This is a genomic window from Vibrio sp. PID17_43 (assembly GCF_002608565.1).
Lineage (GTDB): Bacteria > Pseudomonadota > Gammaproteobacteria > Enterobacterales > Vibrionaceae > Vibrio.
On record NZ_LIXM01000013.1, the window covers coordinates 24,323 to 49,047 of the forward strand.

Annotated in this window: 15 protein-coding genes and 1 pseudogene; 8 read left to right on the forward strand and 8 right to left on the reverse strand. The window is 44.1% G+C overall.

The features are described from left to right. Positions 1–38 precede the first annotated feature (38 nt). From AK965_RS10695 to AK965_RS10720, 6 genes and pseudogenes are all read left to right on the forward strand, one after another. A pseudogene (locus AK965_RS10695) lies at positions 39–628 on the forward strand (transglycosylase domain-containing protein). A gap of 206 nt (positions 629–834) precedes the next feature. Continuing rightward, positions 835–2,895 (forward strand): alpha-amylase, encoded by a 2,061-nt coding sequence (locus AK965_RS10700; RefSeq protein WP_099079600.1) that lies wholly within the window; start codon positions 835–837, stop codon positions 2,893–2,895. A gap of 474 nt (positions 2,896–3,369) precedes the next feature. Beyond that, positions 3,370–4,110: a nucleoside recognition domain-containing protein gene (locus AK965_RS10705; protein WP_099079601.1), complete on the forward strand. Its 741-nt coding sequence runs from the start codon at positions 3,370–3,372 to the stop codon at positions 4,108–4,110. Then, on the forward strand, positions 4,110–4,577 hold the full coding sequence (locus AK965_RS10710; RefSeq protein WP_005374849.1) for a YjiG family protein: 468 nt from the start codon (positions 4,110–4,112) through the stop codon (positions 4,575–4,577). The genes AK965_RS10705 and AK965_RS10710 overlap by 1 nt, the downstream gene beginning before the upstream one ends. 9 nt (positions 4,578–4,586) lie before the next feature. Next, on the forward strand, positions 4,587–5,711 hold the full coding sequence (locus AK965_RS10715) for a M20 family metallopeptidase (RefSeq protein WP_099079602.1): 1,125 nt from the start codon (positions 4,587–4,589) through the stop codon (positions 5,709–5,711). A gap of 155 nt (positions 5,712–5,866) precedes the next feature. Further along, positions 5,867–6,241, forward strand: coding sequence for a YkvA family protein (locus AK965_RS10720; RefSeq protein ID WP_099079603.1), 375 nt, complete (start codon positions 5,867–5,869; stop codon positions 6,239–6,241). 73 nt (positions 6,242–6,314) lie between these two features. Here AK965_RS10720 and AK965_RS10725 read toward each other — a convergent pair whose 3' ends face one another. From AK965_RS10725 to AK965_RS10740, 4 genes are all read right to left on the reverse strand, one after another. Beyond that, a complete protein-coding gene (locus tag AK965_RS10725; protein ID WP_099079604.1) occupies positions 6,315–7,625 on the reverse strand; it encodes a dicarboxylate/amino acid:cation symporter in 1,311 nt (436 codons plus the stop codon). Positions 7,626–7,930: 305 nt separating this feature from the next. Further along, positions 7,931–8,998: a DUF4056 domain-containing protein gene (locus tag AK965_RS10730; RefSeq protein ID WP_099079605.1), complete on the reverse strand. Its 1,068-nt coding sequence runs from the start codon at positions 8,996–8,998 to the stop codon at positions 7,931–7,933. A 10-nt stretch (positions 8,999–9,008) separates the two neighbouring features. After that, on the reverse strand, positions 9,009–10,130 hold the full coding sequence (locus tag AK965_RS10735) for a BamA/TamA family outer membrane protein (RefSeq protein ID WP_099079606.1): 1,122 nt from the start codon (positions 10,128–10,130) through the stop codon (positions 9,009–9,011). A gap of 12 nt (positions 10,131–10,142) precedes the next feature. Next, entirely contained in the window at positions 10,143–10,961 is an 819-nt protein-coding gene (locus tag AK965_RS10740) for a hypothetical protein (RefSeq protein ID WP_099079607.1), read from the reverse strand. Between the two features lie 267 nt (positions 10,962–11,228). Here AK965_RS10740 and AK965_RS10745 point away from each other — a divergent pair, with 267 nt between their 5' ends. Then, on the forward strand, positions 11,229–11,825 hold the full coding sequence (locus AK965_RS10745) for a TetR/AcrR family transcriptional regulator (RefSeq protein WP_099079608.1): 597 nt from the start codon (positions 11,229–11,231) through the stop codon (positions 11,823–11,825). Between the two features lie 668 nt (positions 11,826–12,493). On the opposite strand, the gene AK965_RS10750 is transcribed toward AK965_RS10745, so the two are convergent. The 4 genes from AK965_RS10750 to AK965_RS10765 are packed head-to-tail and all read right to left on the reverse strand — an operon-like array spanning position 12,494 to position 23,548. Further along, entirely contained in the window at positions 12,494–17,770 is a 5,277-nt protein-coding gene (locus AK965_RS10750) for a hypothetical protein (RefSeq protein WP_099079609.1), read from the reverse strand. Between the two features lie 2 nt (positions 17,771–17,772). Next, positions 17,773–20,166 carry a polysaccharide lyase 8 family protein gene (locus AK965_RS10755; RefSeq protein ID WP_099079610.1) on the reverse strand — a complete coding sequence of 798 codons (2,394 nt, stop codon included), beginning with the start codon at positions 20,164–20,166 and terminating at the stop codon, positions 17,773–17,775. After that, the gene (locus tag AK965_RS10760) at positions 20,166–22,580 is read right to left on the reverse strand and encodes a polysaccharide lyase 8 family protein (protein WP_253252689.1); all 2,415 of its coding nucleotides are present in this window, start codon (positions 22,578–22,580) and stop codon (positions 20,166–20,168) included. Before AK965_RS10760 ends, AK965_RS10755 begins: the two co-directional genes overlap by 1 nt. A gap of 32 nt (positions 22,581–22,612) precedes the next feature. Beyond that, positions 22,613–23,548, reverse strand: coding sequence for a hypothetical protein (locus AK965_RS10765; RefSeq protein ID WP_099079612.1), 936 nt, complete (start codon positions 23,546–23,548; stop codon positions 22,613–22,615). 379 nt (positions 23,549–23,927) lie between these two features. On the opposite strand from AK965_RS10765, the gene AK965_RS10770 reads away from it, so the two are divergent. Next, positions 23,928–24,713 carry a DeoR/GlpR family DNA-binding transcription regulator gene (locus AK965_RS10770; RefSeq protein WP_099079613.1) on the forward strand — a complete coding sequence of 262 codons (786 nt, stop codon included), beginning with the start codon at positions 23,928–23,930 and terminating at the stop codon, positions 24,711–24,713. Positions 24,714–24,725 lie beyond the last annotated feature (12 nt).

Consider the following 24,725-nt stretch of genomic DNA (forward strand, 5'->3'; position numbering starts at 1 on the left):
TTTTTTTGACCAGCTGTTAACGGCCAAAGCTTGTCGATATGAGAGATTCAGGCAATCTTCGCTCCCATTTAAATGTATTACTTGCGGGCTTGGTTAAATATGTTAACCCACCATTATGGGGATGGAAGAGCAGTCGTATGATTTTACCACTAGAGGGGTATCCATCAAGCAGTTCACAAGAATGGGAGCCACTTGCACGCATTTCAAAAAATATTCAACTTGCGGTGATGGCGACAGAAGATCAGAAGTTCCCTCATCATCATGGAGTGGATTTGGACTCTTTATTTAAAGTGATCTCGGGAAGCCGGAGAGAGCACTCCTTCACGCGGAGCGAGTACGATCAGCCGACAAACGGCGAAGAACGTGTTTTGGTTTCCTTCTCATTCTTATGTTCGTAAAGCGTATGAGCTTTACTTCTCGTTACTGATGAAGCTTATGTGGAGCAAAGAACGTATTCTAGAGGTGTTGTGGAGTTCGGCCTTGGTATTTACGGTATTGAAGCGGCAGCGGTGTTCATGCCAGCCACTTATCGAAGTGGCAAGCCGCAAGGCTAGCGGTGGTATTGCCGAATCCATATCGAATCAAAGTGTTCCCCCAAAGTGATTACACTCAACATCGCACCAACTAGGCGCTAGCGTGCAGCTTTGTTGACTCGACGCACTCCAAATCACGCTCAAATAGAACTACGCCCCGATAAAAGCAAAATGTGAAGCGTCACAAGCTTTAGGGCGTAGGCATTTAGAATGATGCGATCAAAAATTAGTCCAAGTATCATTTTAGTGAACAAAACTAATAAATTAGCGCCGCAAACATGCGCAATCAATGGACTGAACGATGAAACTGAATCTGATTACGACTGCCTTATTGCTTGCATCGGCAAGTGCCATCGCCGAGCCAAACATCACCATTTCTACCACGACCAACAGCCGTGATTTCCCACTAAACGCGGAGCAGCCTTTAGTTGTGCCATTAACCAAAGATGGCTACACACTAAAAATCACCGGAGTTGATGGTGACTGTGTTGCGCCTGATGGTCAGAAGGTGAAATTCAACAAGCCGACTGCGCTTAACTGTGGTAAACCCACCGAATTACCGCTGAAAATCCGTTTCACGGGCAATTACTCGTTCGCCTTTGATGAAGAAGCAAAAACGCTGCGCTTTAAACGCGAACCTAAGAAAGCCGATAAGACAGAATTCAAACGCCCAATCCCGCAAGTGAAATGTGAAGTGTACCAAGGTGGTGAAGTGACCATTGCATTGGGTGACAGTTTCCCCAACGGCACTAAGTTGCGTGATGCATACTCAGGTCAGATAGTCGAAGTCCATGATCAACAAGTATCACTAACACCAAGCAAAGATTCTGGTGGTTTGGTGTTACTAGAGACGGTGAAGAAAACCAAACAAGCGGTACCGTTCGACTACCGTAATGCCAACATTTACTTCGTGATGGTGGATCGCTTCAACAATGCGGATACCAGTAACGACGGTAGTTACGGACGCAAGAATGACGGTAAAGATGAAGTGGGTACCTTCCACGGTGGAGACCTTAAGGGGATCATCCAAAAGCTGGATTACATTAAGAGCCTAGGCACAGACGCGATTTGGTTATCGCCAATTGTCGAACAGGTACACGGCTTTGTTGGCGGTGGCGACAGTGGTTCGTTTCCTTTCTACGCATACCACGGTTACTGGACACGCGACTTCACCAAGATTGACGAGAACTTCGGTAACGAAGATGATTTAAAAACGTTGGTGGAAGAGGCGCACAAACGTGGTCTTAAAGTCCTGATGGATGCGGTGATCAACCATACCGGTTACTCAACCTTAGCGGATTTACAGTTCGACGGTATTGAGGTACTCAAGCAACATGCTGAATTGCCTAAGAAATGGGCCGATTGGCAACCGAAAGCTGGCGAGAACTGGCACAGTTACCATCAGAACATTGACTACCAGGGCCCGAACTGGGCGAATTGGTGGGGCGGCGATTGGGTAAGAACTGGCTTACCGGGATATCCTGCGCCGGGCAGCAGCGACATCACCATATCATTAGCGGGTTTGCCAGATTTTATTACCGAATCAGACAAAGCGGTGATACCACCACAATGGCTATTGGATAACCCAGGAACTCGTGTCGAAGCGCGTGATAACTACACCGTAGCGGATTACTTGATTGAGTGGCAAACCGATTGGGTTAAGCGCTTCGGTGTTGATGGCTACCGCGTAGATACAGTGAAACACGTCGAAGGTGATGTGTGGAAACGCCTAAAAGAAGAAGCGTCGAGTAGTCTTGAGCAGTGGCGTAAAGAGAACGGTCAATCGGGTCAGCCATTCTGGATGATGGGTGAGGTGTGGGGGCACACCGCGTACCGTAGCCCGTATTTCGACGACGGTTTTGATGCGTTGATTAACTTCGATATGCAGAAGAAGCTAGATAAAGGCGCGGCGTGTTTTAGCCAAATGGCAGACACCTACCAAAGCTACGCGGATACCATTGCCAACGAGAAAGACTTTAACCCAGTGAGCTATATGTCTTCTCATGATACCGAGCTGTTCTTCTCTCGTTTTAAAGACCACGGTATGCAGCGTAACGCAGCGAATGCACTGCTTCTAAGCCCAGGTGCTGTTCAAGTTTACTACGGTGATGAGGTTGGTCGTAACATTGGTCCTTACGCGGATGATTTCCACCAAGGCACACGCTCTGACATGATATGGAAGCTCTCGGATGACAAGAAAGCCTTGCTGAAACACTGGCAGACACTAGGTCAGTTCCGCAAATCTCACCCAGCAATTGGCGCAGGTCAGCATCAAGTGATCGAACAAGAAGGCGCGTATGTGTTCTCTCGTTCGTTGGGGAGTGACAAAGTTGTGGTCGCGTTTGTCGGCCGGGATAAGTAACGTCGCTTAAACGTTCACATTCAGTTTGAAAAGCTAGTTAATGAGCCTTTCTTTGGTATACCAAGGAAAGGCTTTGTTATTTTTAGATTCTTTATTGCTATAAGCTTTAATGGCGATATATTGAACAGCTTTGAGCCGTTTGAGAACGTTATGGTTCAATTAAAAAAGCATTTAAACAATAAGATAGGTGCTTATTTTCCTGTTTTGGCTAAGTGAAAACTACGTGCTTCAGACATATTTTATATACAATTAAGGGTGAAATTTAACGTGTTTCGGTTTTTATCGTTTTTAGATAAATTCTCCTTATTGCCGTAATAAATATTTATTATCTTTTAAGTGTGATTTAAATCATAAAATAAAATTTCATAATTGAGTGGAAGCCCTGTTCGACGCACGGATTGATTTCGATCATCTCTCTAGCACGTACTTCAAGGGATCATCTATGTGTTCTGTTCCACACATATAGGTGAATTTATGACAAACCCTGTTCAAGCCGAACGCAAAGTGACGATCGGGTGCTATATTGCACTCGCGTTTGCTGTTGTGTTCTTCTCTGGTCTGATGCAATCGAGCGAATGGTACGGTGTATTTGACTTTACAACGCTTAATGGTTCTTTTGGTAAAGTTGCGTACGGCGTAACGGAAGGGGTGGATGGCGCGGTTCAAGCGGCGACGACTTCATTCCGCGGTACTGGCGGTAGTGGTGCACGTGACGGTTTCATTTTTGCTCTTACTTTGATCCCAACCGTTATGTTTGCACTAGGTATGATCAACGTTCTTGAGCACTACGGTGCACTTGAAGCGGCTCGTAAGCTTCTTACACCTCTTCTACGACCTCTAGTGGGTATCCCTGGTAACTCTGGTCTGGCTCTGATTGCTTCACTACAAAGTACCGATGCAGGTGCGGCGATGACGCGTCAGCTAAAAGATGAAGGTCACCTAACTAAGCGCGAAACGGACGTATTCACTATGTTCCAATTCACGGCGGGTGCGACCATTGTTAACTTCTTCTCATCAGGTGCGGTGTTGTTCACGCTGACGATGGCAGATGGTTCTTTAGCAGTAACGTCTTCTATCGGTTTGGCGGTTGTGGTGATGTTCGCATTTAAGATCATCGGCGCGAACCTATTCCGTATCTACCTAAACATCACAGAAGGTAACGAAGACAAACAAGAGCAAAACAAATCAGAGAGCCTAAAAGAGGAGACGGCATAATGGGTGACGTTAAAGCGAAAAAACCAATGGTGACGGATATCTTCGTCGAAGGTGCTAAAAAAGGTTGGGTGATTGCAACGACTTCTACCGTGCCAAACGTATTGATGGCATTTGTGATCATCAAAGCGCTGCAAATCACTGGCGCACTGGATCTGATGGGCACGGTTTTCTCTCCCATCATGGCGGTATTTGGTCTTCCGGGCGAAGCGGCAGCGGTATTGATCGGCGCATGGATGTCGATGGGGGGGGCGGTTGGTGTGGTTATCACACTGTTTGACCAAGGCATCCTGAACGGTACGCACATTGCGATTCTGGCTCCTGCAATTTACCTAATGGGTTCTCAAGTTCAGTACATGGGCCGTATCATGGGTCCTATTGGTACGGAAGGCCGTTATATTCCAGTCATGATTGCAATCTCAGTATTGAACGCATTTGGCGCGATGCTGGTGATGAACTTGTTCGTGTAGGAGTGGGGAATGCAATTTTCTCTAAATGAATATCTTGAAGAGTTGCGTCCGCTAATCAATGTGGACTGCGGTACTTACACCACCGATGGTATCGAGTTTATCGCTTCTCAGTTTGAGGAGAAATACCAAGCAATGTCGGGTTGGAGCGTAAAACGCATCGATTGTGGCAAAGCAGGTATTGGTCTAGAAGTACGAAACAAACCAGAAGTAGAACAAATCGACGTAATGCTGATTGGCCATATGGATACGGTCTTCCCTGTGGGTACGGCTGAACTGCGTCCAATGTCTCAAGACGCAGAGAAAGCGTACGGTCCGGGAGTATCGGACATGAAATCTGGTTTGCTGAATATCGTGTACGCGATGCGCAACTTAGACCAAGCGGTGTTGGATAAGCTGTCTATTGCAATCTGCATGAACCCAGATGAAGAGACGGGCTCTCTGGATTCTGTGGATTGGATTCAATCGGTAGCGAAGAATGCGAGGCATGTTCTGGTAGCAGAAGCGGCACGTGCCGACGGTGGTTTAGTAAAAGCTCGTAAGGGCATGGCGTGTTACAAAATCAGCTTTAATGGTGTTGCTGCTCATGCAGGTAACGAGCCAGAGAATGGCCGCAGCGCAATCACAGAGATGGCGAACTGGATTCTGGCGATCAATGCGATGACCAACTACGAATCTGGTACAACACTCAATGTCGGTGTCGTTTCTGGCGGTAATGGAGCAAACATTGTTCCTGAACAAGCGGAAGCGATTGTTGACGTACGCTTCTGGAGTAATGAAGAGTACGATGATGTCGACAGTAAGCTAAATGGTTTGGTTACGACGCCGTTTGTTGATAGTGTCAGCATCAGTCTAACTCGTGAAGCGTATAAGCCATCCATGATACCTAGCCCACAAACAGACGGTTTGATGGCATTGGTAGAAGAAGCGGCTCAAGAGCTTGCGATTGACATCAAATGGCATGAAGTCGGCGGTGGTTCCGATGCAAACAATACGGCGATCCTTGGCATTCCTACCATAGATGGTTTAGGACCAATCGGTGCTGGTTTCCATAGTGACCAAGAGTATTTGTTGCTTGAGTCTATCGAACCTCGTATCAAAATGCTGATGCGTGTCGTAGAGAAGATTGCCCAATAAGGCATTGTGCTTTAAAACTTGGTTCCAATAACACAATCCCCGGACTTCGGTTTGGGGATTTTTTTATGCTTTCAATATTGTTTCTGGTTATTAATCTTACGTTCAGGTTTCTCTCTTTACACTCTGTGTCACAGTCACAAATATTGGAGGCAACGATGACCACAACCATGTCTGTAAAGTCGGCGCCTAATGACGTCGTCGATGAATCGTTAAATGCGCCAGATGAAAAAACGTTTTGGCGTAAAATGAAAAACTCGGTCAAAAAAGCGGGTGAAGAGGTGGCCGTCATGGGCATCAAATCATGGCTTGCAATGACCGACTCTAGTACTGCTGTGCGTCATAAAGCGATATTAGGTGGGGCGCTGGCGTACTTTGTTCTACCCACCGATATGGTGCCAGATGTGCTTGCTGGAGTGGGGTTCACTGACGATATGGCAGCACTCACTCTCGCGGCAAACTCAGTCGGCAGCGCTATTACTGAACAGCATGAAGAGCAAGCAAGAGAAAAGCTAGGCTCGATGATGGACTAGACCCAACCGCGTCGAAAAACAAAAGCCCCGATGTTTCCATCGGGGCTTGTCTTTGACTGGATAATTGTGCTTGCTAGCTTTGTGCTTCGGCACGTTTCCAGTGCACTTCTTCTTCTGCTACGCCAGCGCTTGGATCGTTAAAGCGAGCTTCATCTAATGCACCTTCTGATTTAGCGACAATGATGGTCACAGCGCTATCACCGGTGATATTGACGGCGGTACGAATCATATCTAGCAGACGGTCAACCCCCATGATCAGTGCGATACCTTCAAGTGGCAGACCAACTTGGTTCAATACCATTGCTAGCATCACTAGACCAACGCCAGGGACACCCGCCGTACCGATAGACGCCAATGTTGCCGTCATGATCACCATCAGGTAATCACCCATCGTTAGATCAATATTAAACGCCTGAGCGATGAACGCTGTTGCAACACCTTGCATAATGGCTGTGCCGTCCATGTTCACTGTCGCACCCAGAGGTACGGTGAAAGACGATACGCGGTTATCAACCCCCATGCGGTACTTTGCTGTTTCCATGGTGACAGGAATGGTCGCGTTTGATGATGCAGTAGAGAAGGCGAACATGATCGCGTCTTCCATCTTGCGCAGGAACTTCATCGGGCTAAGTCCTGTGAAACCTTTTAGCATCAAACTGTAAGTTACCAAACCGTGCAGCAGGAGTGTGCCTGCTAGTACGAGGAAGTACTCTGCTAGGTTCAAAATGGCACCCAATCCAAGGCTAGTAAACAGTTTCGCCATTAGGAAGAATACACCGAAAGGTGCAAGGTGCATTAAGATTGCAACCAGCTTCATGATCACATCATTAAGATCAACGAAGAAAGCGGCAATGCGTTCCCCTGGTTTACCAGCAGTACTGATCGCGATACCGAATAGTACTGCGAATACGATAACTTGCAGGGTTTTACCTTCTGCCATTGCACTGATTGGGTTTGTCGGGAACATGTTAATGATCACCTGACCCAGTGATGGCGCTTCTGCTGATTTAAATGACGTTGCAGCGGTTAGATCAGCCCCTGCTCCTGGTTGGAACAAGCTACCCATCGTTAGAGCAAGGGTAATAGCAACCGCGGTGGTTATTATGTAGAACGCAAGGGTTTTACCGCCCATGCGACCCAAGGTAGTGAGGTCTTTGAGAGAGCTAGTACCACAAACCAGTGAAACAAACACGAGCGGTACGACAAGCATTTTCAAACTGGCAACAAAGATTTGACCACCAACTTCAAATAATCCATTAACAATGTATGCGTCGACAAATCCGTTGTCGGCGAAAAGCGTGCGAATTGCAAATCCGGTCAAGATACCCGCTACCATACCCAATATTACGCGGCTAGTAAGCGACATCGGTTTCTTGGTATTCATGAGAACACTCCTTATAGTTATGCACCTTGAGTTCACTTCAAGGCGGCAAGCAGAGTAGCAGGGGAGGATAAAAATACGAAAGAATAATCGTCTGAATGGTTAGTGAATGTGATCTTCATCACTATAAAGTTTGGGTTTTTAACTGGGCATTAACACTTGTTGTGGTTTAAAGTGCTGGTTTTTTACAATTTCATCGAATATGCAACCGTAGGAAATGTTTTATTACATTTGCAGGTGGGGCTGGATTGAAAGCATCAAAGGGTGTTTTCAGCACCTAGTGCATAACTAGGCGCTGATTATTCAGTTTATTTCTTCAGAGGCGGGCGAGTCTGATCATCGACCGATTTCGCAAAGCTGGCTAATGGTTGAAAGTCTCGTGTCGACCAAATCGATTTTGACTTCAGTGAGTTAGGCAGAGTCGAAAATGCGTTTTCTTGGTCGCCCGCAACAAGCTCAATAGTCATCCATTGATCGATGGGTTGCTGGTTGGTAAAGCGATCATTGAGTGAAAGTGAGTGGGTTGAGCCAGAATAGTTTGGGCTTAATGTGAGTGCTAAATGATAGTCACGGAATCGGACTACCCACTTATCTGGTAAACGTCGTGAGCTGTCCCACCAAGTACCATCAAGTTGCTGAATAAGTTCTTTAGTGATTGATTTAGATTGCGCTTGCAAATCAGAGAGTGCTCGCTGTAACGCACTATCCATCGCCTTTGAAAACGCTTGTTGATCAAGTTCTGGGTTGCTCATCAGCACTTGTTTCGCCAATTTCGCGCCTAGCATATTGGAGTAAAGGTCCTCAGAAGAGAATGCCGAAGCCAGCTCCTTAAAGCCACTCACGGATACCATACCAAACCACTGCGCAATCTCATGCCATTGTGCGAGTTGAAATGCGGTTAAGGCGGCTGCCTGAGCGCTGCGCTCGATTTTCTCTTGCTCACTGAATGGGGTGTTCTGTTCAAACCACCGAATACGTCTGATACGTAGTTCAGCAGGTAAATCGAGATACGCGGCGCGTCCTAAATAATAACGGTTTAGCTGGAATAAATAGTAGGTGTAGTCGGCCGTATCACGAACGTGCGCCGTATCAATAAAACCACCGAGTTCGGTAAAGATAATGCCATTGGCTTCTTCGTTTAGTCCAAGTATGCTAGCAGAGACGGATTCGCTACCATCATTGTAGTGATGAGTGCCCACTTCGCTGCTGGATAAAACATTCTCAAGAGAGAAGAAAGGAACGGGCACGCTTCCTAATTGCGCTTTAAGATCGACACCGAACGCACAGCAAGGTCTGACGCCGACTGGCGCTTTGAGTTCTTGTGCTTGGACGAATCCGGTGCAAAGGCTAAATAGTAATAGTGCTGTTTTTTTCAAACCCCCACTCCTAAAATGCTTCATTAATTTGGAAATAGAAACCCGTGCTGTCTTTACCCACGCCTAAATCAATACGCACATTAATACGAGCTTTAAACGCAAATCGGTAACCAACACCTACCGTCGGTAGCCAACGGCTTTCGAATAAGTCGTGATAGGTTGGTGCGATATTGCCGGCACCCACCCAGCCCACCACACCATGACGACCTGCAATGGTATGGCGAATTTCTACTTGTGTAGAAAGCTGATGTTTGTCGCGATATTGCCCTTGGTAATAACTACGCATACGTTGAGCATCACCCAGTTGGGCATAATCGAACCAAGGAGCATCACCGGAAATCGATTGTGAATATACCTCCATTGCGATAATCGTGGTGTCGGTCCATTGTTGGTAAACACGATAGTTCGCCACGAGATTGTCGTAGTCCTCATCACTGCCGAGCGAATCACGGTTCGCAATCCATTCAAGATCGAGAAACTGACCATGCATTGGGTTTGGTTCGAAATCACGAGTATCGTATTCCATTCCAATCAAGACGCCACTGCTGGTGGCATCGGTGACTTCTGAAGGAAGTATATCGCCATCAACACCGTTTACTTTACTGAATGATTGCCATTGCCAACCGAGCTTGGCGTAGGTATTGGGTGCGATTTCTACCGCGATTTTTGGGTTCAACTGTATACGTTGACCATCATACTGCACTTTATTGTTATCGTTCTCTGCTGCTTGGCTGCCAATACCCCAGTAATAACCGGGTGTATGACTGATCCATGCTTCACCTAAAAGACGAACTTTGTCATCTTTTAAGTAAGTGCGGTTGTTTAACCCCAAGCCGTAAGAACCAGAGGTTGAACCGTAAGACGTTGCCGTGACAGTGGAATAAGGGGCGCCTTTTTGCCAATCGTAAGGGGTGTATAGACCCACCGCGGCAACGCCAATGCCAAAGCCTTGTTCTGGATTCACGAATGGACCGGGCAGCACGCCCCAGTCGATCAGCTTCGACTCGTCTACGGCTTCGCTTGAGCCAAGTTTGGTCAACAACTCATCCATCCAACCGCTATCTTGTTTTTCTGCGAATGTGTGAGGGGGGAAAAACAAGGCAGACAGAGCAATGTATTTTATCGCTTGCATAGTTTTTACACTCTAAAAGCGGCGGTCTAGAGAGAAAAAGATGCTTTGGCGTTCACCAAAACCCGCTTCACCCAAGAGATACCAATCATCATTGATTTGGTATTGCATGCCAGCGATGGTGTTCCATTCAGAAGTCAATTGTTGTTTAACTTCAAAACGACCTGGAAGTCCCTTGATTCCAGCTTGTTTCAGTGTGCCTGATAACTCTTGTTCCACATTTTGGTACATGGCACCGATCCAAAATCGCAAAGGTATGCCATGGTTATTGAAGTCATAACCAATTCGTGGAGACACGACAATAGCGTCAATTGCGCCATCGATGACATTCAAATTGGTTTGGGTATAACTTGCATCAACAAGTGCAAAAAGTTGTTTGTAACCGCCCGCGAGTACGAACCCTCCGCCATAGGTATAGCCATCCAGATCTAAGCGGAAAGGCGTTTCAAATAATGTATGATCAGAAACTTTTAGTTTAACGGTGGTTTCAGAATAACCGTCTAAAGTTCCGACTAGTCCATAAAGGTTTAAAAATGGAAATAGCCAAACGTCCGCACGAAGTGTCATCACATCTGTTGCTTGTTTTCCAACACCAGCTTCTAATGGAAGTTCATCAAGATCAATTGGCCCGAGCTGAACGCCTTTTAAAGCAATAGAGTCGACATTGATGCCTTGCTCCATGCTCATGTAGCTGAGATTTAGACCAAAAGGTTTTGGTAAGTTGTAGCCAAGCTCTTCTGCTTTTTCTTTCCAAATAGGCAGTGAAAAAGAATCAGCATTCGCGATTCCAGAGAGTAAGCAAGAGCAAGCAAAGATCAAAGATCGTAATTTCATAGTTAATTTCATCAAACGTGACGGATAAAAATACGCCGGAGATATTGGAATATCTTCGGTGTTTGCATCACGGAAAAAAAGATTACTTAGTCAGGAAGACAAAGCACCACAGCTTAAGTTAAGCGATTTTAGTTATTGATTGATAGGCTCTTAACATCGACGAGCGCATCTTACTCCTAAAATTGAAAAAGTAAACTTCAAAGTATACTTTTGATTGCTGTGCGCTATACTCTGAACCACTTACATGAGGTTGGTGAATCTAGAACGATGAAACTTTCAGAGAAAAAGCGCTTGGCGCTCATTGAAGCGGCTCAACAAGAATTTATTGAGTATGGCTTTACTTGCGCAAATATGGATAGAGTGTGTGGGCGTGCAGCGACATCAAAACGGACGTTATATCGCCATTTTGAAAGTAAAGATGTGTTATTCATTGAATCCATTCGAGCCGTTTTAGAGACTCAAAGAGCCAAATTACAATTACAGTATTCGCCAACGTTAGAGGTAGAAGCGCAACTCAGAGACTACCTACACGCTAAGCTGGACTCTATGTACGAAGATTTTGGTTTACCCTTGGCCAAAATGGTGATCGGTGAATTTATGCGTACGCCAGAACTGGCAGAAAATTATCTGCACCAACTGCAACGCCAAGACGAGTTGTTGGAGAATTGGTTTTCTGAGGCAATGGCCGATAACAAAGTTAAATCGCTCGATCCTGCGATGATGAGTAACATGTTGATGTGTTTATTAAAGGGCAACTTTCTGTGGCCGCAACTCATCGCAACCCAAGAAGTGCCAAGCATAGAGCAGCGCAAGAAAACCGTTGATGATATTATTGCCCTGTTTCTCGAAGGATATCGCTGTTAACTTATCTTACGATTATTGGTTTTGAACACCATGGTTGAGCGTGGGCAACTGCTTATGATCCCAAGTCCAACGGTCATGTTCATGGTTGTGAATGCCACCGACCCGATAGAGTATCCGTATCGTTTTGACGAATCGCTTTTAAACGTTTCTTGGCGATAGATTTTTGCTGATTGAGATTAATCGAGAAGCTGTTTTGAGATTGCATTTTTCACCTTTCTTACCTCTTCCACACTCGCCAAATTAGACGTTATAAAAGAAGGTAAAAACAGATTGTTCCTGCTAACGAGGGCGGGGGAGTGTGATTGCCGTGAACCGAGTTCTTTCCGCGAGTGTTGGGTGCTTTAGGCGTGAGCTTTTTGATAATAGGTACTGACGTTTGATTATGCAATCAGTAGTTAGAATCATGTCACAAAATGAATGATTGAACTCGACAGTTTATGATCGACAACCCGAACGCGTGGTCAATGGTAATCATTTGTCTGGCTCGTAGCCATCCATGGGCCTATGTCAGGTGAAACATTTAGGGTCTTCAAACATAAGATTTAGTGCGTGAATAAGAAATAGTACAAAGGTCTATCTAATCGGTTACATGTTTGCGATAGAGTTGAGCCTAGCTTGAATAGCTAGGCTCGATTCTTTCTGACTGTTAATGAAGATGGGAGAATTGATTACTTCCAACCAATTGCTATGTTTTTGAAGTAGAAAGCTTGGTCTAATACGCCTGGGCGATTGGGATCTGGGCGATATGAATCGAAGCTAGCTACAACACCGACATTACCGAGCATATTTTCAGCAACGATTGGATATTCTATCGCGTTATATTCAACGTTGTTTATTAGTTTAAAATGAGTTGCGTTGTTAAGCAAACTTTCCAGATGGCCAAGGCCTGTTATAGGATCAAATGTCATCGTTTGAAGGGTATGAGACCAAGTATTTGGAGACCAGAACTTTGTTGAGCCGTCATACCAACCTAGAAAACTAGTTTTACCAAACTTTGTTCCTAAACGTTTGTTATGGTTAATGACATAATTATGTTCTGCAATAATGTTACCACCGCTCATGTCCTTTAAGTGAAGGCTCGGTAAAATAACAATGTCGTTGTTTACTGTATGAACAACATCTTGTTCGTATTTTATGTCATAAGCGATACAGGCTGAGTTAAGGCTTTCAGCTGTTGGGAAGTCAACACTTAAGCTTGAACCGTTGAGAGGTTCATCTTTGCCAGCTAATCCTGCCCCATATGTTACTTTCAATACGGGTCCGCCATCAAGACTTACAACACTCAAATTATTGCGTTCAGCTGAAAATAGAGCATTACCATTCCCCAGTTGTGATGCAATAGCGTTTGAAATAGTTTGGCTATCCGCCCCTTCTAGCCCAGTTAAATCAACAATCCGTGAATGATTAAAGCCTTTCACAGAGCAAGCATTTTCCGGTGTAGGTAGTGCAACTTCTTCCTCATTCCAAGCGAAGGTGATGTTTTTCAATTGAATGACTTGTTCTTTTAGGTCAGATTCTTGATCTGCCCCATTCTTATAGTGACGATAGATCTCAAACAACGCCGCTAGGTGGTATGGGTGTGTCGCATTGACTAAAGTACGATTGTCAATAGCACCTGCAGCAGGTGCTACGGCTGCGTTGTTGTACGCCATCTCGACAGTGCCGTTGGCATTCGCGGTATTGCCCGTGAAGTCATTCGCCGTAAGGTGTTGTTGCACCAGGTTCCAAGTGTTCGCACTGATCCCCAGTTTATCTTCCCCTTGCATCAGAACAGAGTTAGCAAACGTTGCATCCGTCGAGTCTTTACCATAGACGCTTAAATAGTTGTAACGGTCGGTACTGAACTTATAAGTAAAGCCCTCGCCATCTAAACTGACGTTTGGTGTGAACGACGGATTGCCACTGGTGAAGCCCGGTAAGAACAGGTAGTCCGGAGACTGACTGTCGTTGCTGTAACCGATAGGGGTACCCAGTTTATAGTGGTAAGCCATGGTCGCTTCACGCACCAGACCGTTTGGTAGTTCAACCAAGAAGCTGACCCCGTTTCGAAGCGAATTAATGTCCGATGGTTTTCCTACGATTTCCGCATCAATGACGGTTTGGAGCACGTAATCATTGTTTTCTTGAACAACTTCAATATTGATATTGTCCCAAGATGCTTCGACACTAACCCCCCAGTTTGGAGTGATCTTAAACCCAGCTTCGGATGGGAACTGCGTATTTAATTGCTCTTCAATTGCTAGGAGCAGATCTTTACCGTATTGACCACTTAGTTGGCTTAAATCTAGCGTAGCACTGTGCGTGTAGCCGGACAAATCCGCTTGAGGCTCTTCAGGTAGTACGACTTCTTCCGCATTCCAAGCAAAGGTGATGTTCTTCAGTTGGATCGTTTGCTGTTTGAGTGCGGTAGGCTCATCGACACCGTTGATGTGGTGGCGGTAAATTTCAAACAACGCCGCTAGGTGGTATGGGTGTGTCGCATTGACTAAGGTACGATTTTCAATGGTGCCCGCAGCAGGTGCTACGGCGGCATTATTGTACGCCATCGCGACAGCGCCATTAGCGTTAGCAGAGCTGCCCGTGAAGTCATTCGCCGTCAGGTGTTGTTGCACTAGGTTCCAGGTGTTCGCACTGATCCCCAGTTTATCTTCCCCTTGCATCAAAACAGAGTTAGCAAACGTTGCGTCCGTTGAGTCTTTACCATAGACGCTTAAATAGTTGTAACGGTCGGTACTGAACTTATAAGTAAAGCCCTCGCCATCTAAACTGACGTTTGGTGTAAACGATGGGTTACCACTGGTGAAGCCCGGTAAGAACAGGTAGTCCGGAGACTGACTGTCGTTACTGTAACCGATAGGGGTCCCCACTTTATAGTGGTAAGCCATGGTCGCTTCACGAACCAGACCGTTTGGCAGTTCAATGAGGAAGCTGAAACCATTGTTGATGTCAGCGCTTGGCAGGCCAAAGGCTTGGGCATCGATGGTGGTTTGCAAAACAAATTCACCATTGTGTTCAACTACGCTCAGTTGTTGGTTTGCCCAACTGTCGTTTGGTCGAACGTTGAATGCCTCAGCACCTGCAGGTAACGTCGCATTCAATTGAGTTTCAATCGCTTGCAATAAAGCCGAGCCGGATTGGCCATTGAGTTGGCTTAAATCTAGCGTAGCACTGTGCGTGTAGCCGGACAAATCCGCTTGAGGCTCTTCAGGTAGTACGACTTCTTCCGCATTCCAAGCAAAGGTGATGTTCTTCAGTTGGATCGTTTGCTGTTTGAGTGCGGTAGGCTCATCGACACCGTTGATGTGGTGGCGGTAAATTTCAAACAACGCCGCTAGGTGGTATGGGTGTGTCGCATTGACTAAGGTACGATTTTCAATGGTGCCCGCAGCAGGTGCTACGGCGGCATTATTGTACGCCATCGCGACAGCGCCATTAGCGTTAGCAGAGCTGCCCGTGAAGTCATTCGCCGTCAGGTGTTGTTGCACTAGGTTCCAGGTGTTCGCACTGATCCCCAGTTTATCTTCCCCTTGCATCAAAACAGAGTTAGCAAACGTTGCGTCCGTTGAGTCTTTACCATAGACGCTTAAATAGTTGTAACGGTCGGTACTGAACTTATAAGTAAAGCCCTCGCCATCTAAACTGACGTTTGGTGTAAACGATGGGTTACCACTGGTGAAGCCCGGTAAGAACAGGTAGTCCGGAGACTGACTGTCGTTACTGTAACCGATAGGGGTCCCCACTTTATAGTGGTAAGCCATGGTCGCTTCACGAACCAGACCGTTTGGCAGTTCAATGAGGAAGCTGAAACCATTGTTGATGTCAGCGCTTGGCAGGCCAAAGGCTTGGGCATCGATGGTGGTTTGCAAAACAAATTCACCATTGTGTTCAACTACGCTCAGTTGTTGGTTTGCCCAACTGTCGTTTGGTCGAACGTTGAATACCTCAGCACCTGCAGGTAACGTCGCATTCAATTGAGTTTCAATCGCTTGTAATAAAGCCGAGCCGGATTGGCCATTGAGTTGACTTAAATCTAGCGTAGCACTGTGCGCGTAGCCAGACAAATCCGCTTGAGGCTCTTCAGGTAGTGCAACTTCTTCCTCATTCCACGCAAAGGTGATGTTCTTCAGTTGGATTGTCTGTTGTTTTAAACTTTCCACAGAATCCGCAGGAACATCAGAACCATTTCCAGGGTAGAGGTAATGACGGTTTACTTCGAATAGAGCAGATAAATGATAAGGATGAGTCGCATTGGCTAATATACGTTTTTCAATTGCCCCTTTTATTGGCGTGATTGTTGAGTTGTTGTAAGCCATCGTGACAGAACCGTTGGCATTCGCGGTATTGCCCGTGAAGTCATTCGCCGTAAGGTGTTGTTGCACTAGGTTCCAAGTGTTCGCACTGATCCCCAGTTTATCTTCCCCTTGCATCAGAACGGAGTTAGCAAAAGTAGCATCTGTCGAGTCTTTTCCACGAACACTCAGATAGTTGTAGCGGTCAGTACTGAACTTATAAGTAAAGCCCTCGCCATCTAAACTGACGTTTGGTGTGAACGATGGGTTGCCACTGGTGAAGCCCGGTAAGAACAGGTAATCCGGTGTTTTACTCGCATCGTTGTAACCAATAGGGGTCCCCACTTTATAGTGGTAGGCCATAGTCGCTTCACGAACCAGACCGTTTGGCAGTGAAATGAGGAAGCTGAAACCATTATTGATGTCAGCATTTGGAAGTCCATATGCTTGGGCATCGATGGTGGTTTGTAAGACAAATTCATCATTATCTTTTACGACAGTAAGCTGTTGGTTTTCCCAGTTTTCGTTCGGGATGACTTTAAACGTTGATGACCGAGTCGTAAGAGTACTGTTTAATTGCTTTTCGAATTCTTCAATGAGTTCTATGCCTGACTTTCCGTCTAACGAGCTAAGATCAAGCTGAATGGCATTACTGTAATCTGATAAATCAGCGTCAGGCTCTTCAGGCAAACGGACTTCGTCATCGTTCCATGCAAAAGTTAAGTCTTTCAAAAGTACACTTTGTTGCAAGAGGCTACTTTCATCATCAGAACCACTTAAATAGTGGCGATAAACTTCAAACAATGCTGATAAATGGTAAGGGTGTGTCGAATTAATGAATGAGCGCTGATCAATGTTCCCTTTGTCCGTTGTTGCAATGTAGCCATTGTAGTTAATCGATATTGAACCATTCGCATTTGCTTCACTTTCAGTAAAGTCATTGCTTGAATAGTGCTGCTGAATGAGATTCCACGAATCAGCATAACTAGATAGCTTTTGGTCGTCACCTTTGAGTACGGCGTTTGTAAAATCTGAATTTGAAGAGTCTTTGCCTCGCACACTAATGTAATTGTATCTATCCGTACTGAACTTATAGGTAAAACCCTCGCCATCTAAACTGACGTTTGGTGTGAATGATGGGTTACCGCTCGTAAAGCCAGGCAGGAAGATATAATCTGGCGAGTTGTTAGCTTCTTTGCTACCAATGGGGGTACCTAGCTTATAGTAATAGGCTAACGTCGCCTCACGAACAAGGCCATTTGGGAGCTCAACAATAAAACTAAAGCCGTTGTTTACTCCTTTTGATGGCAGCCCATGCGCGTACGCATCTATGTTTGTGTGTAAAACAAAGTCGCCTTCGTGTTCTATTACAGCTAAATTACTGTTGTCCCAATTTTCCGTACTACGAACTTTGAATTCTTTACTCCCGTTAGGAAGTGAAGCATTGATCTGATCTTCAATTGCATTTACTAGCGTTTGGCCGGATTGATTAACTAGTTTAGTTAGATCTAGTTTCACTGCATTAGTATAGCCTTCTACACTAATTTCAGGGGCAGCCGGAGGTGCGACAGGAGTTGGTTTATCATTACTATCATTACCACAGCCAAAAAGAGATAAGGCAGCAGTTGTAGTAAGAATACCTCTAACAATCGTCATTATCATACGTCCTTATTGAGAGAGAATTGATAGCTAGAACCTCTTAGATCAGAGGTATTGATGGAAATTGATCCATCACTATTGAAAGACACTCTATTTTCTAAGTCGCTTTCAACTTTGTAGTGGGGTAGTAATGTGAAGCGAACTCGCGCGGCACGCTGTGTAGGGTCTGATACTGCTAGGCTCAATTTCCCATTTTGATGCTCTTTAATCATCAGAGACATTGGTTGCGCGGAAGTAACCATACCAACACTACTAGGCTGCCAAAAGTTATATCCAGAAATAGATAACGACTTGTGTTGAAGTGCATGCGCATATTCATCATTTCTAAGAATTGAAATTGGAGACTCATTAACCCAGTTGGCCACAAACTCTTCTGCTGAATTAGGGAGCAGTGCATATTGATAGCTATTTTTCAAATCGTGTTTAAGGATTGCTTCAATAAAACAACCGTCGACAGGGAGATTACTTGTACCTATATCGCTGTAATTTCCTTGAGTGCAGACCTTATTAATTTCTGCGTTATGGCTTTCAAGTAAGAGGTATGTAATAGGATTGACCTGCCCGTCTACCGTGATGTCCAAGCGTTGCAAATCTTCTAAATAATTGTTGAAGCTTTCGGTTGAACCAAGTGGCTTTTCGTTCAATGTTATAACGGAGTCATGGTTAATTTTTCTGTTTTCAAGCACCGTAAACGCCGTGTTATTGGAGATATTACTACCTAGCGCTATGATTTCGTTATCAAACATAAACCATGACTTTTTAGCTGCAAGTGTATTGTCCCAATTGGTGAAGTCAAAACCTACTACGCCATATTGGTCTAATGCCGAGCCTCCCGCCCATACTATTTCAGTTTGACGTTTGTTGTTACCTGTTAATTGTCCAGTGCATTCCGCTCGAGGTATGCCAGTAGCAGTTGTCCCTGGTAATTTGTAGGCATTAACAATAGGCCAGTAATCTGTGTAGTGGTCTAGTTGTTGGTTATATAGGTAGTTCATACCATCTGCGGTATGCCAGCCTCTTAGGTTTTCTCCGTTCATACATTCATAATTCCCGACTCGGTATGAGTGCATTGCAATAGCAAAACTCCAGTCTGGGCGGTGATGGATGACGCGGTCCATTGAGGGAAATTGGCGATGTTCAATTCTCTGTTTGTTAGTATCTACGTTTGAATCATTTACAATCTGAAGAGCTAGTTGGTGATTGCGCATGTAGCGAGGGTTACTAAAATAGTTTAAAAAATGGTCTCCTTGAATATGGGTTTTTAAGGTCGATTTTAGCTGTTGGCGAATCTCGTTAGGTGCGCTTTCAACGTAAAACAGCATTGAGTCTAGAATGCTGTGCCCAATTTTGTGACTCTGTCCTAGAGGGCGTGAAATTGCTCGTCCGTTCACTAGATCCATCATTTGTCCCTGGACTAGAAAAGGAGAGAATGTATCTAAGATTAGGGGATAGATTGCATTAAATTTATCAGGTGATGGGTACCAATCTGCACTATGTACAAGATTGAGCATACCCCCAAGACCAGAGAGTAGCTCATTTCCATAGGTACCTGTGTATGGTAAATCCGTGTGCTGAATAAAAGATCCGTCTTCGTAAAAACCATCTCCTTTCGATACGTACTCAAGGACAGGTTCAAGCGTTTCAACTGCTTCGATGAAAGACTTTTGGTCATTATTAAGTAGGCTTCGGATTAGAACGACTTGTGCGTTATGGACTCTATTCGCTCCAGTCGATTCAAATGGTTTTGGCGCTGTTGATGCATGAGCCCCCTCCCCCTGACTTAGGTGAGTGGGAGATGGTACGAAATACTTTGTTGCCGAAATATAGTTCGCGATTATATGTTCAGGTAGCTTTGGATAGAGCAATACTAAAATGTTATTTGCAGAGCGAGAGATACCTAACTGCCAATGCCACCAGTTTCCCCATTCTAGTGCGCCCTCTTTATAGTAGTGTTTATTAAGAGTCTCTAGTCCGTCAATGATCGTTAGTAACAGCTCTTCATTTTGGTATAGATCACTATCAGTTAGTGAATAGCTTTGCGCCATTTTAAATAAACGTTGATAGGTTTTGTATAATTGATCACCTATCTTAGTTTTGTCTTCTTCTGAGTCTGTTTTTAGAGGTAGATCAAGCCACAAACCATGTTGGCTCTGTGTTTGATAGCGACTCAACCAGATCGATACATCATCGCTGAGCAGTTGTATCGATTTTTTTAATTGATCGTCTATTGGTAGCGTAGGGTCAGCTAGATAGTTTGATGACCATACTGTGCGTAAAGACGATAGATCGCTCGTCGTTTCTTGAGGAGTTTTCGGCTCAGAGACTTTAAGATCACATCCAGATATGGTGGTGATTAATGTTATAGCAATCACGGATAGAACAGCGTTCTTCATTACTGTTTCTCCTGAGGGTTAGTTACACGCTTTACGGTAAACTGGTATGTAGACCCTGCGAAGTTTGATAGGTCGATAGAAAATTCGTTGCCATTTTCTAGTTCAATGCGCTCATCGCTATCAAGTAGATGATATTGGCCGTCGAGAGTAAAACGTGTATCCCACCAACTACGAGTTGGGTTTGAGACTGCAATCCGCAACTCATCTCCCGTACGTCCAATCAAAATTGACATCGGTGTATTTGCTGTGACTATCCCTGCAACAGCATCATCCCAAAAGTTGGCAGCAAACAGATTCAACTGAGAATGCTCAACCGCGTGAACCATTGAGTTATTCGCGACAATTGAAACAGGTAGAGATTCTTTGCTTGTCGCGCCTGTAGGTGATATTGCATACGCATAGTGCCCCATAACTTCACTGTCATGAGTAATACTTGCTTTGACGAAGCAACTTTCTAGATTTCCTTGATTGAGACCAATCTCGGACCAGTTACCTTTGACACATTGATAGCTAACATCGATATCTTGATCATCAAGAGAGAAATAGTGAACAGGATTTAAACTTGGATTGTATTGAATACTCAGTGAGTGTAACGGTTGTGTATGATTACTTCCTACGGATAAATTGTATCCATTTAGCGTGACTTGACTGTTCTCTGGTACTTGGCGGTTTTCTATCGTAGTCAACGCAGTTGAGTCAGAGTCATTTTCGATACTTGATCCCAAAGCAACAATTTCATTGTCAAACATAAACCAAGACTTTTTGGCGGAAAGATCTTGATTACCGCTCACAAAATGCATGCCAGCGACGCCGTATTGGTCTAAATACGCTCCTCCAGTCCAGTCCATAGCACTCTGGCGTCCATCACGTTGGGCTGACAATTGCCCACTGCATACGGCTCTATCTTCTTGTAGGGTCGTTGTTCCTGGTAATTGGTATGCATTAACCAATGGCCAATAGTTATTGAAGTGATCAGACTGTATGTTGTAAAGATAAGTCATGCCATCTGCAGTGTGCCAACCCTTTAAGTTTTCGCCGTTTATACATTCATAGTTGCCGACACGGCTGGAATGCATAGCAATTCCAAAGGACCACTCTGGACGATGGTGAGCAATACGATCCATTTCCGAAAATTGGCTATGCATCGTCCTTGGTGGTTGTGAAATGACATTTGGATCGGTCAGCAGCTGCTTCGCTAGTTGGTAACTACTCAGTATCTTAGGGTTTTTAAGTGGTATGCCATCATTTGTGTTGAGCTGAGATTTAATAAAAGCAGCGAGTTGGTTCTGATATTCTTTCGGCGCACCAGGTACATACAACAGCATTGCGCTAAGCATCGCTTGCCCGACTTTCTTGTTTTGGCCTGAGATACGAGAAACCGCGCGCCCGTTGACCATATCCATTACTTTGCCATCAACGATGAGTGGAGCGAAAGCATTGAGTAGGAGAGGGTAGATCTTGTTTAACTCTGGATCTGTTACTTGCCATGGCGTGTTGGCGACTAAGCCCATTAACATGCCAAGTCCTTCAAGCATTACTTGGCCGTACGTTCCACTGTAAGGTAAGTCTTTATGCTGAATGAATGAACCATCGCTATAAAAGCCATCCCCCTCGGTTACGAATGGGACAATGCTTGATAACGCTTTTACAGATGCATTGATTTCATCTTCATTGTTATCAAGAATCCCTCGAATAAGGACTACTTGAGCATTGTCTGTGCGGTTTCCCCCGGTTGATGTAAACATCATTGGAGCAGAGGAATAAGGTGCGCCGAACCCCTCACTGAGATGAGTCGGACGAGGAACGAAATATCGAGTGGCATCAATATAGTTGTCGATAAGGCCAGCCGGCAATTCTTCATGTAGCAAAACAAGAGTATTGTTGACGGTACGAGCAATACCAAGTTGCCAGAACCACCAGTTCCCCCATTCTGCGGCACCAACATGGTAGTAATGCTCATTAAGGAAGCTGAGAGCATCAGTTAATTGGTTTCGAACTGAAACATTGTTTTCAAGTGCTCCTCCGGACAACTTGTAGGCTCGAGCTATTGTAAATAGTCTCAAATAAGTTTTATGTAGATTACTTCCAAGTGCTTGGCGTCCAGCAGTAGAGCTATTATCAAGAGGTAATTCTTTCCATAAGCCATTTTGAGAAAACGATAGCGCATCTATCCAAATTAGAGCTTGCTGGTTAATCTTGTCGACCTGAGCATTCATTTCGCTATCAAAAGGCAACTCTTTGGAACCAAGGAAATAGCTTGCCCATCGCTCTTTTAATAATGAGTAATAGGCTTTTTTATTAAGCTGCTGAGTTTCTAGGCTTGGGGAGTCCATTGTGTCAGCTATAGCAGCGGGTAAATCCATAGTCGTACAGCCCAAAAGAGTCAGTAAGGCGAGATGAGAATTTTTTAGCAAAGTGAGTTCCTCATTAAGCAATTGAGCGTGAGTTAGAAAATACGTTGAACGCCCATTTTGGCGAAATATTTGTCCCGATCCGGTAGTGAATCGTTAAAAGTGGAGTGTTGCTCTTCTACCTGATAATAGAATTCATAAACGAGATTCCATTTACCAGAGACCCCTATATCGCCATAGATTCCTGCGCGAGAGTAATTATTATCACGAGACAAGCCCCATCGAGCTGGATCGTTATGAGCTCTGTCAACAATGTCACGACCTAACCCATATCGAATAAAAGGGTTGACAGTTATACGGCCAATTTTCTGTGTGTAAGTTAAGCGAAATTGCCAGTAGTCAATATCAAAGTGATTTTCGTAGCTGTCATATTCGGTATAAAAGTGAGGTTTGATTGATGTTAGGTTGCTAAAACGATATAACCATCCAAATTCGGCTTCATATCCCCAATCCACGTAATCACTTGCTGTCTTATCGCCCATCCGTTTACCTTTGCTATCTCCGATATACCAATGACCACTTATAAAAGCTTGGCTATTTGCAGAGAAGAAGTAATCAGCCTGAGGATATAAACGGTATTCTATTTCATAGCGATCAATATCGTAGCCGTTATAACGAACACCTACACCTGGGCGGTATCTAAAATTTCCTTTTCGGATCATTTTTGTGTAGTGCATTTCAAGTCGGTCAGTAGATGCTGTAACTTGGTTGTTATCGTACAAAAAATCATTTGGATAGATTTTTTTGAAAGCTCGCCCCCAAACATTCCAATCATTACTGGTTGGCGAATATGAGAAACGAAAATATGGTGTATAGGCATTCAGACGCTCATAGTTATAAGGAGCACCATCCGAGGTACGATCAAAATGCTGTTCATACTCACTTCCCAATTCGATAATTGTACGAGCACTTGATGGTTGAATAAAGAAAGCACAGCCTAGAAACAATGCTGGTAAGAGCCTAACATTCATTGCGTGTCCTCATATAGCCTTTGCCTATAGATGATTAATAGAATGCCCAATATTACATGGAAGTGGCTTTTATTTATTTTCACTTGCTCACATTTTCATTAGCATTTTCAATTTCTTTTATTGTAAATAATTCAGCCAAGTGATTTTTTCATGGAAAAGATGAGTGGAAGTTAACGTCAATCTTGACTTAAGTGTTTGTTTTAATTGTATATTTGTTATTGGTGATCAGCTTGACAAGAATTGTTGAAAGATAAAAAAACTATAATTTGTGATTTAAGTCATAATTGAAACGTATTAAAATTGACGATATCTGAAATAGGTGCAAAATGAAAACAAATGAAAATTACTCAATATTCATTGATGTTGATTGGGTGACGAAATGAAGACATCAATCGAACGAAGAATGGAAATAGTCAACTTGGTTGGCTTAAAAGGAAAAGTTCATGTCGATGAACTTGCAAAAGAGTTTAATGTCACCGGCGCGACTATCCGTGGTGATCTACGGTTTCTCGAAGACAATGGTTATATTGCAAGAGATCACGGGTTTGCATTAGTGAACAAGTCAATCATTTCTCAGTTATCAAAACATAAAAAATATAGAACTGAGGATGAAAAGCAAGAGGTTCAATGTAGCGATAATCCATGCCTTGCTGAGATCATTTTGAGTGAGGTAAATGAAAATGACACAATCTTTATCAATAGTTCAAAGTTTATATGCGATTCGCTCAAGACTATCAAAGAGTTTAAACAAAATACAATTGTTACACGTGATTTAAACTTAGTTAGTAACTTAGAACATATCAAAGATAGCTGCTTTTATTTGACTGGTGGTAAGGTTAATTTGGCTCGAATGGATCTTTCCGGAACAAAAGTGCTGAATGATATTAATCAATATAGATTTAATGTTTCATTTATTCATATTGATGGTATTAGCAATAACTTTGGTGTGCTTTCAAATGATGAATTTAATGTCGATCTAATTAGAGGTTTGAGTCGAATATCAGAAAAGATTGTAGTGGTTGCAAGAACAAAAGCATTTGAGTCCAACTGTCCTTTTTGGGTGTGTGAAATTTCAGATGTTGATGTACTGATAACAGATAAAAAACTAAGTAATGATAAGCTTAACCATTTAACAAACGTTAGGGTTAAAGTTATAAATTTGTAAATTAAGGAAATA

Excerpts from the sequence above, each read along its gene's own strand:
- AK965_RS10745 (WP_099079608.1), top strand. The coding sequence starts at position 11,229 with ATGAAACTTTCAGAGAAAAAGCGCTTGGCGCTCATTGAAGCGGCTCAA.
- AK965_RS10755 (WP_099079610.1), bottom strand. The coding sequence starts at position 20,166 with ATGAAGAACGCTGTTCTATCCGTGATTGCTATAACATTAATCACCACC.
- AK965_RS10725 (WP_099079604.1), bottom strand. The coding sequence starts at position 7,625 with ATGAATACCAAGAAACCGATGTCGCTTACTAGCCGCGTAATATTGGGT.
- AK965_RS10720 (WP_099079603.1), top strand. The coding sequence starts at position 5,867 with ATGACCACAACCATGTCTGTAAAGTCGGCGCCTAATGACGTCGTCGAT.
- AK965_RS10705 (WP_099079601.1), top strand. The coding sequence starts at position 3,370 with ATGACAAACCCTGTTCAAGCCGAACGCAAAGTGACGATCGGGTGCTAT.
- AK965_RS10750 (WP_099079609.1), bottom strand. The coding sequence starts at position 17,770 with ATGACGATTGTTAGAGGTATTCTTACTACAACTGCTGCCTTATCTCTT.
- AK965_RS10765 (WP_099079612.1), bottom strand. The coding sequence starts at position 23,548 with ATGAATGTTAGGCTCTTACCAGCATTGTTTCTAGGCTGTGCTTTCTTT.
- AK965_RS10700 (WP_099079600.1), top strand. The coding sequence starts at position 835 with ATGAAACTGAATCTGATTACGACTGCCTTATTGCTTGCATCGGCAAGT.
- AK965_RS10770 (WP_099079613.1), top strand. The coding sequence starts at position 23,928 with ATGAAGACATCAATCGAACGAAGAATGGAAATAGTCAACTTGGTTGGC.
- AK965_RS10715 (WP_099079602.1), top strand. The coding sequence starts at position 4,587 with ATGCAATTTTCTCTAAATGAATATCTTGAAGAGTTGCGTCCGCTAATC.
- AK965_RS10740 (WP_099079607.1), bottom strand. The coding sequence starts at position 10,961 with ATGAAATTACGATCTTTGATCTTTGCTTGCTCTTGCTTACTCTCTGGA.
- AK965_RS10735 (WP_099079606.1), bottom strand. The coding sequence starts at position 10,130 with ATGCAAGCGATAAAATACATTGCTCTGTCTGCCTTGTTTTTCCCCCCT.
- AK965_RS10710 (WP_005374849.1), top strand. The coding sequence starts at position 4,110 with ATGGGTGACGTTAAAGCGAAAAAACCAATGGTGACGGATATCTTCGTC.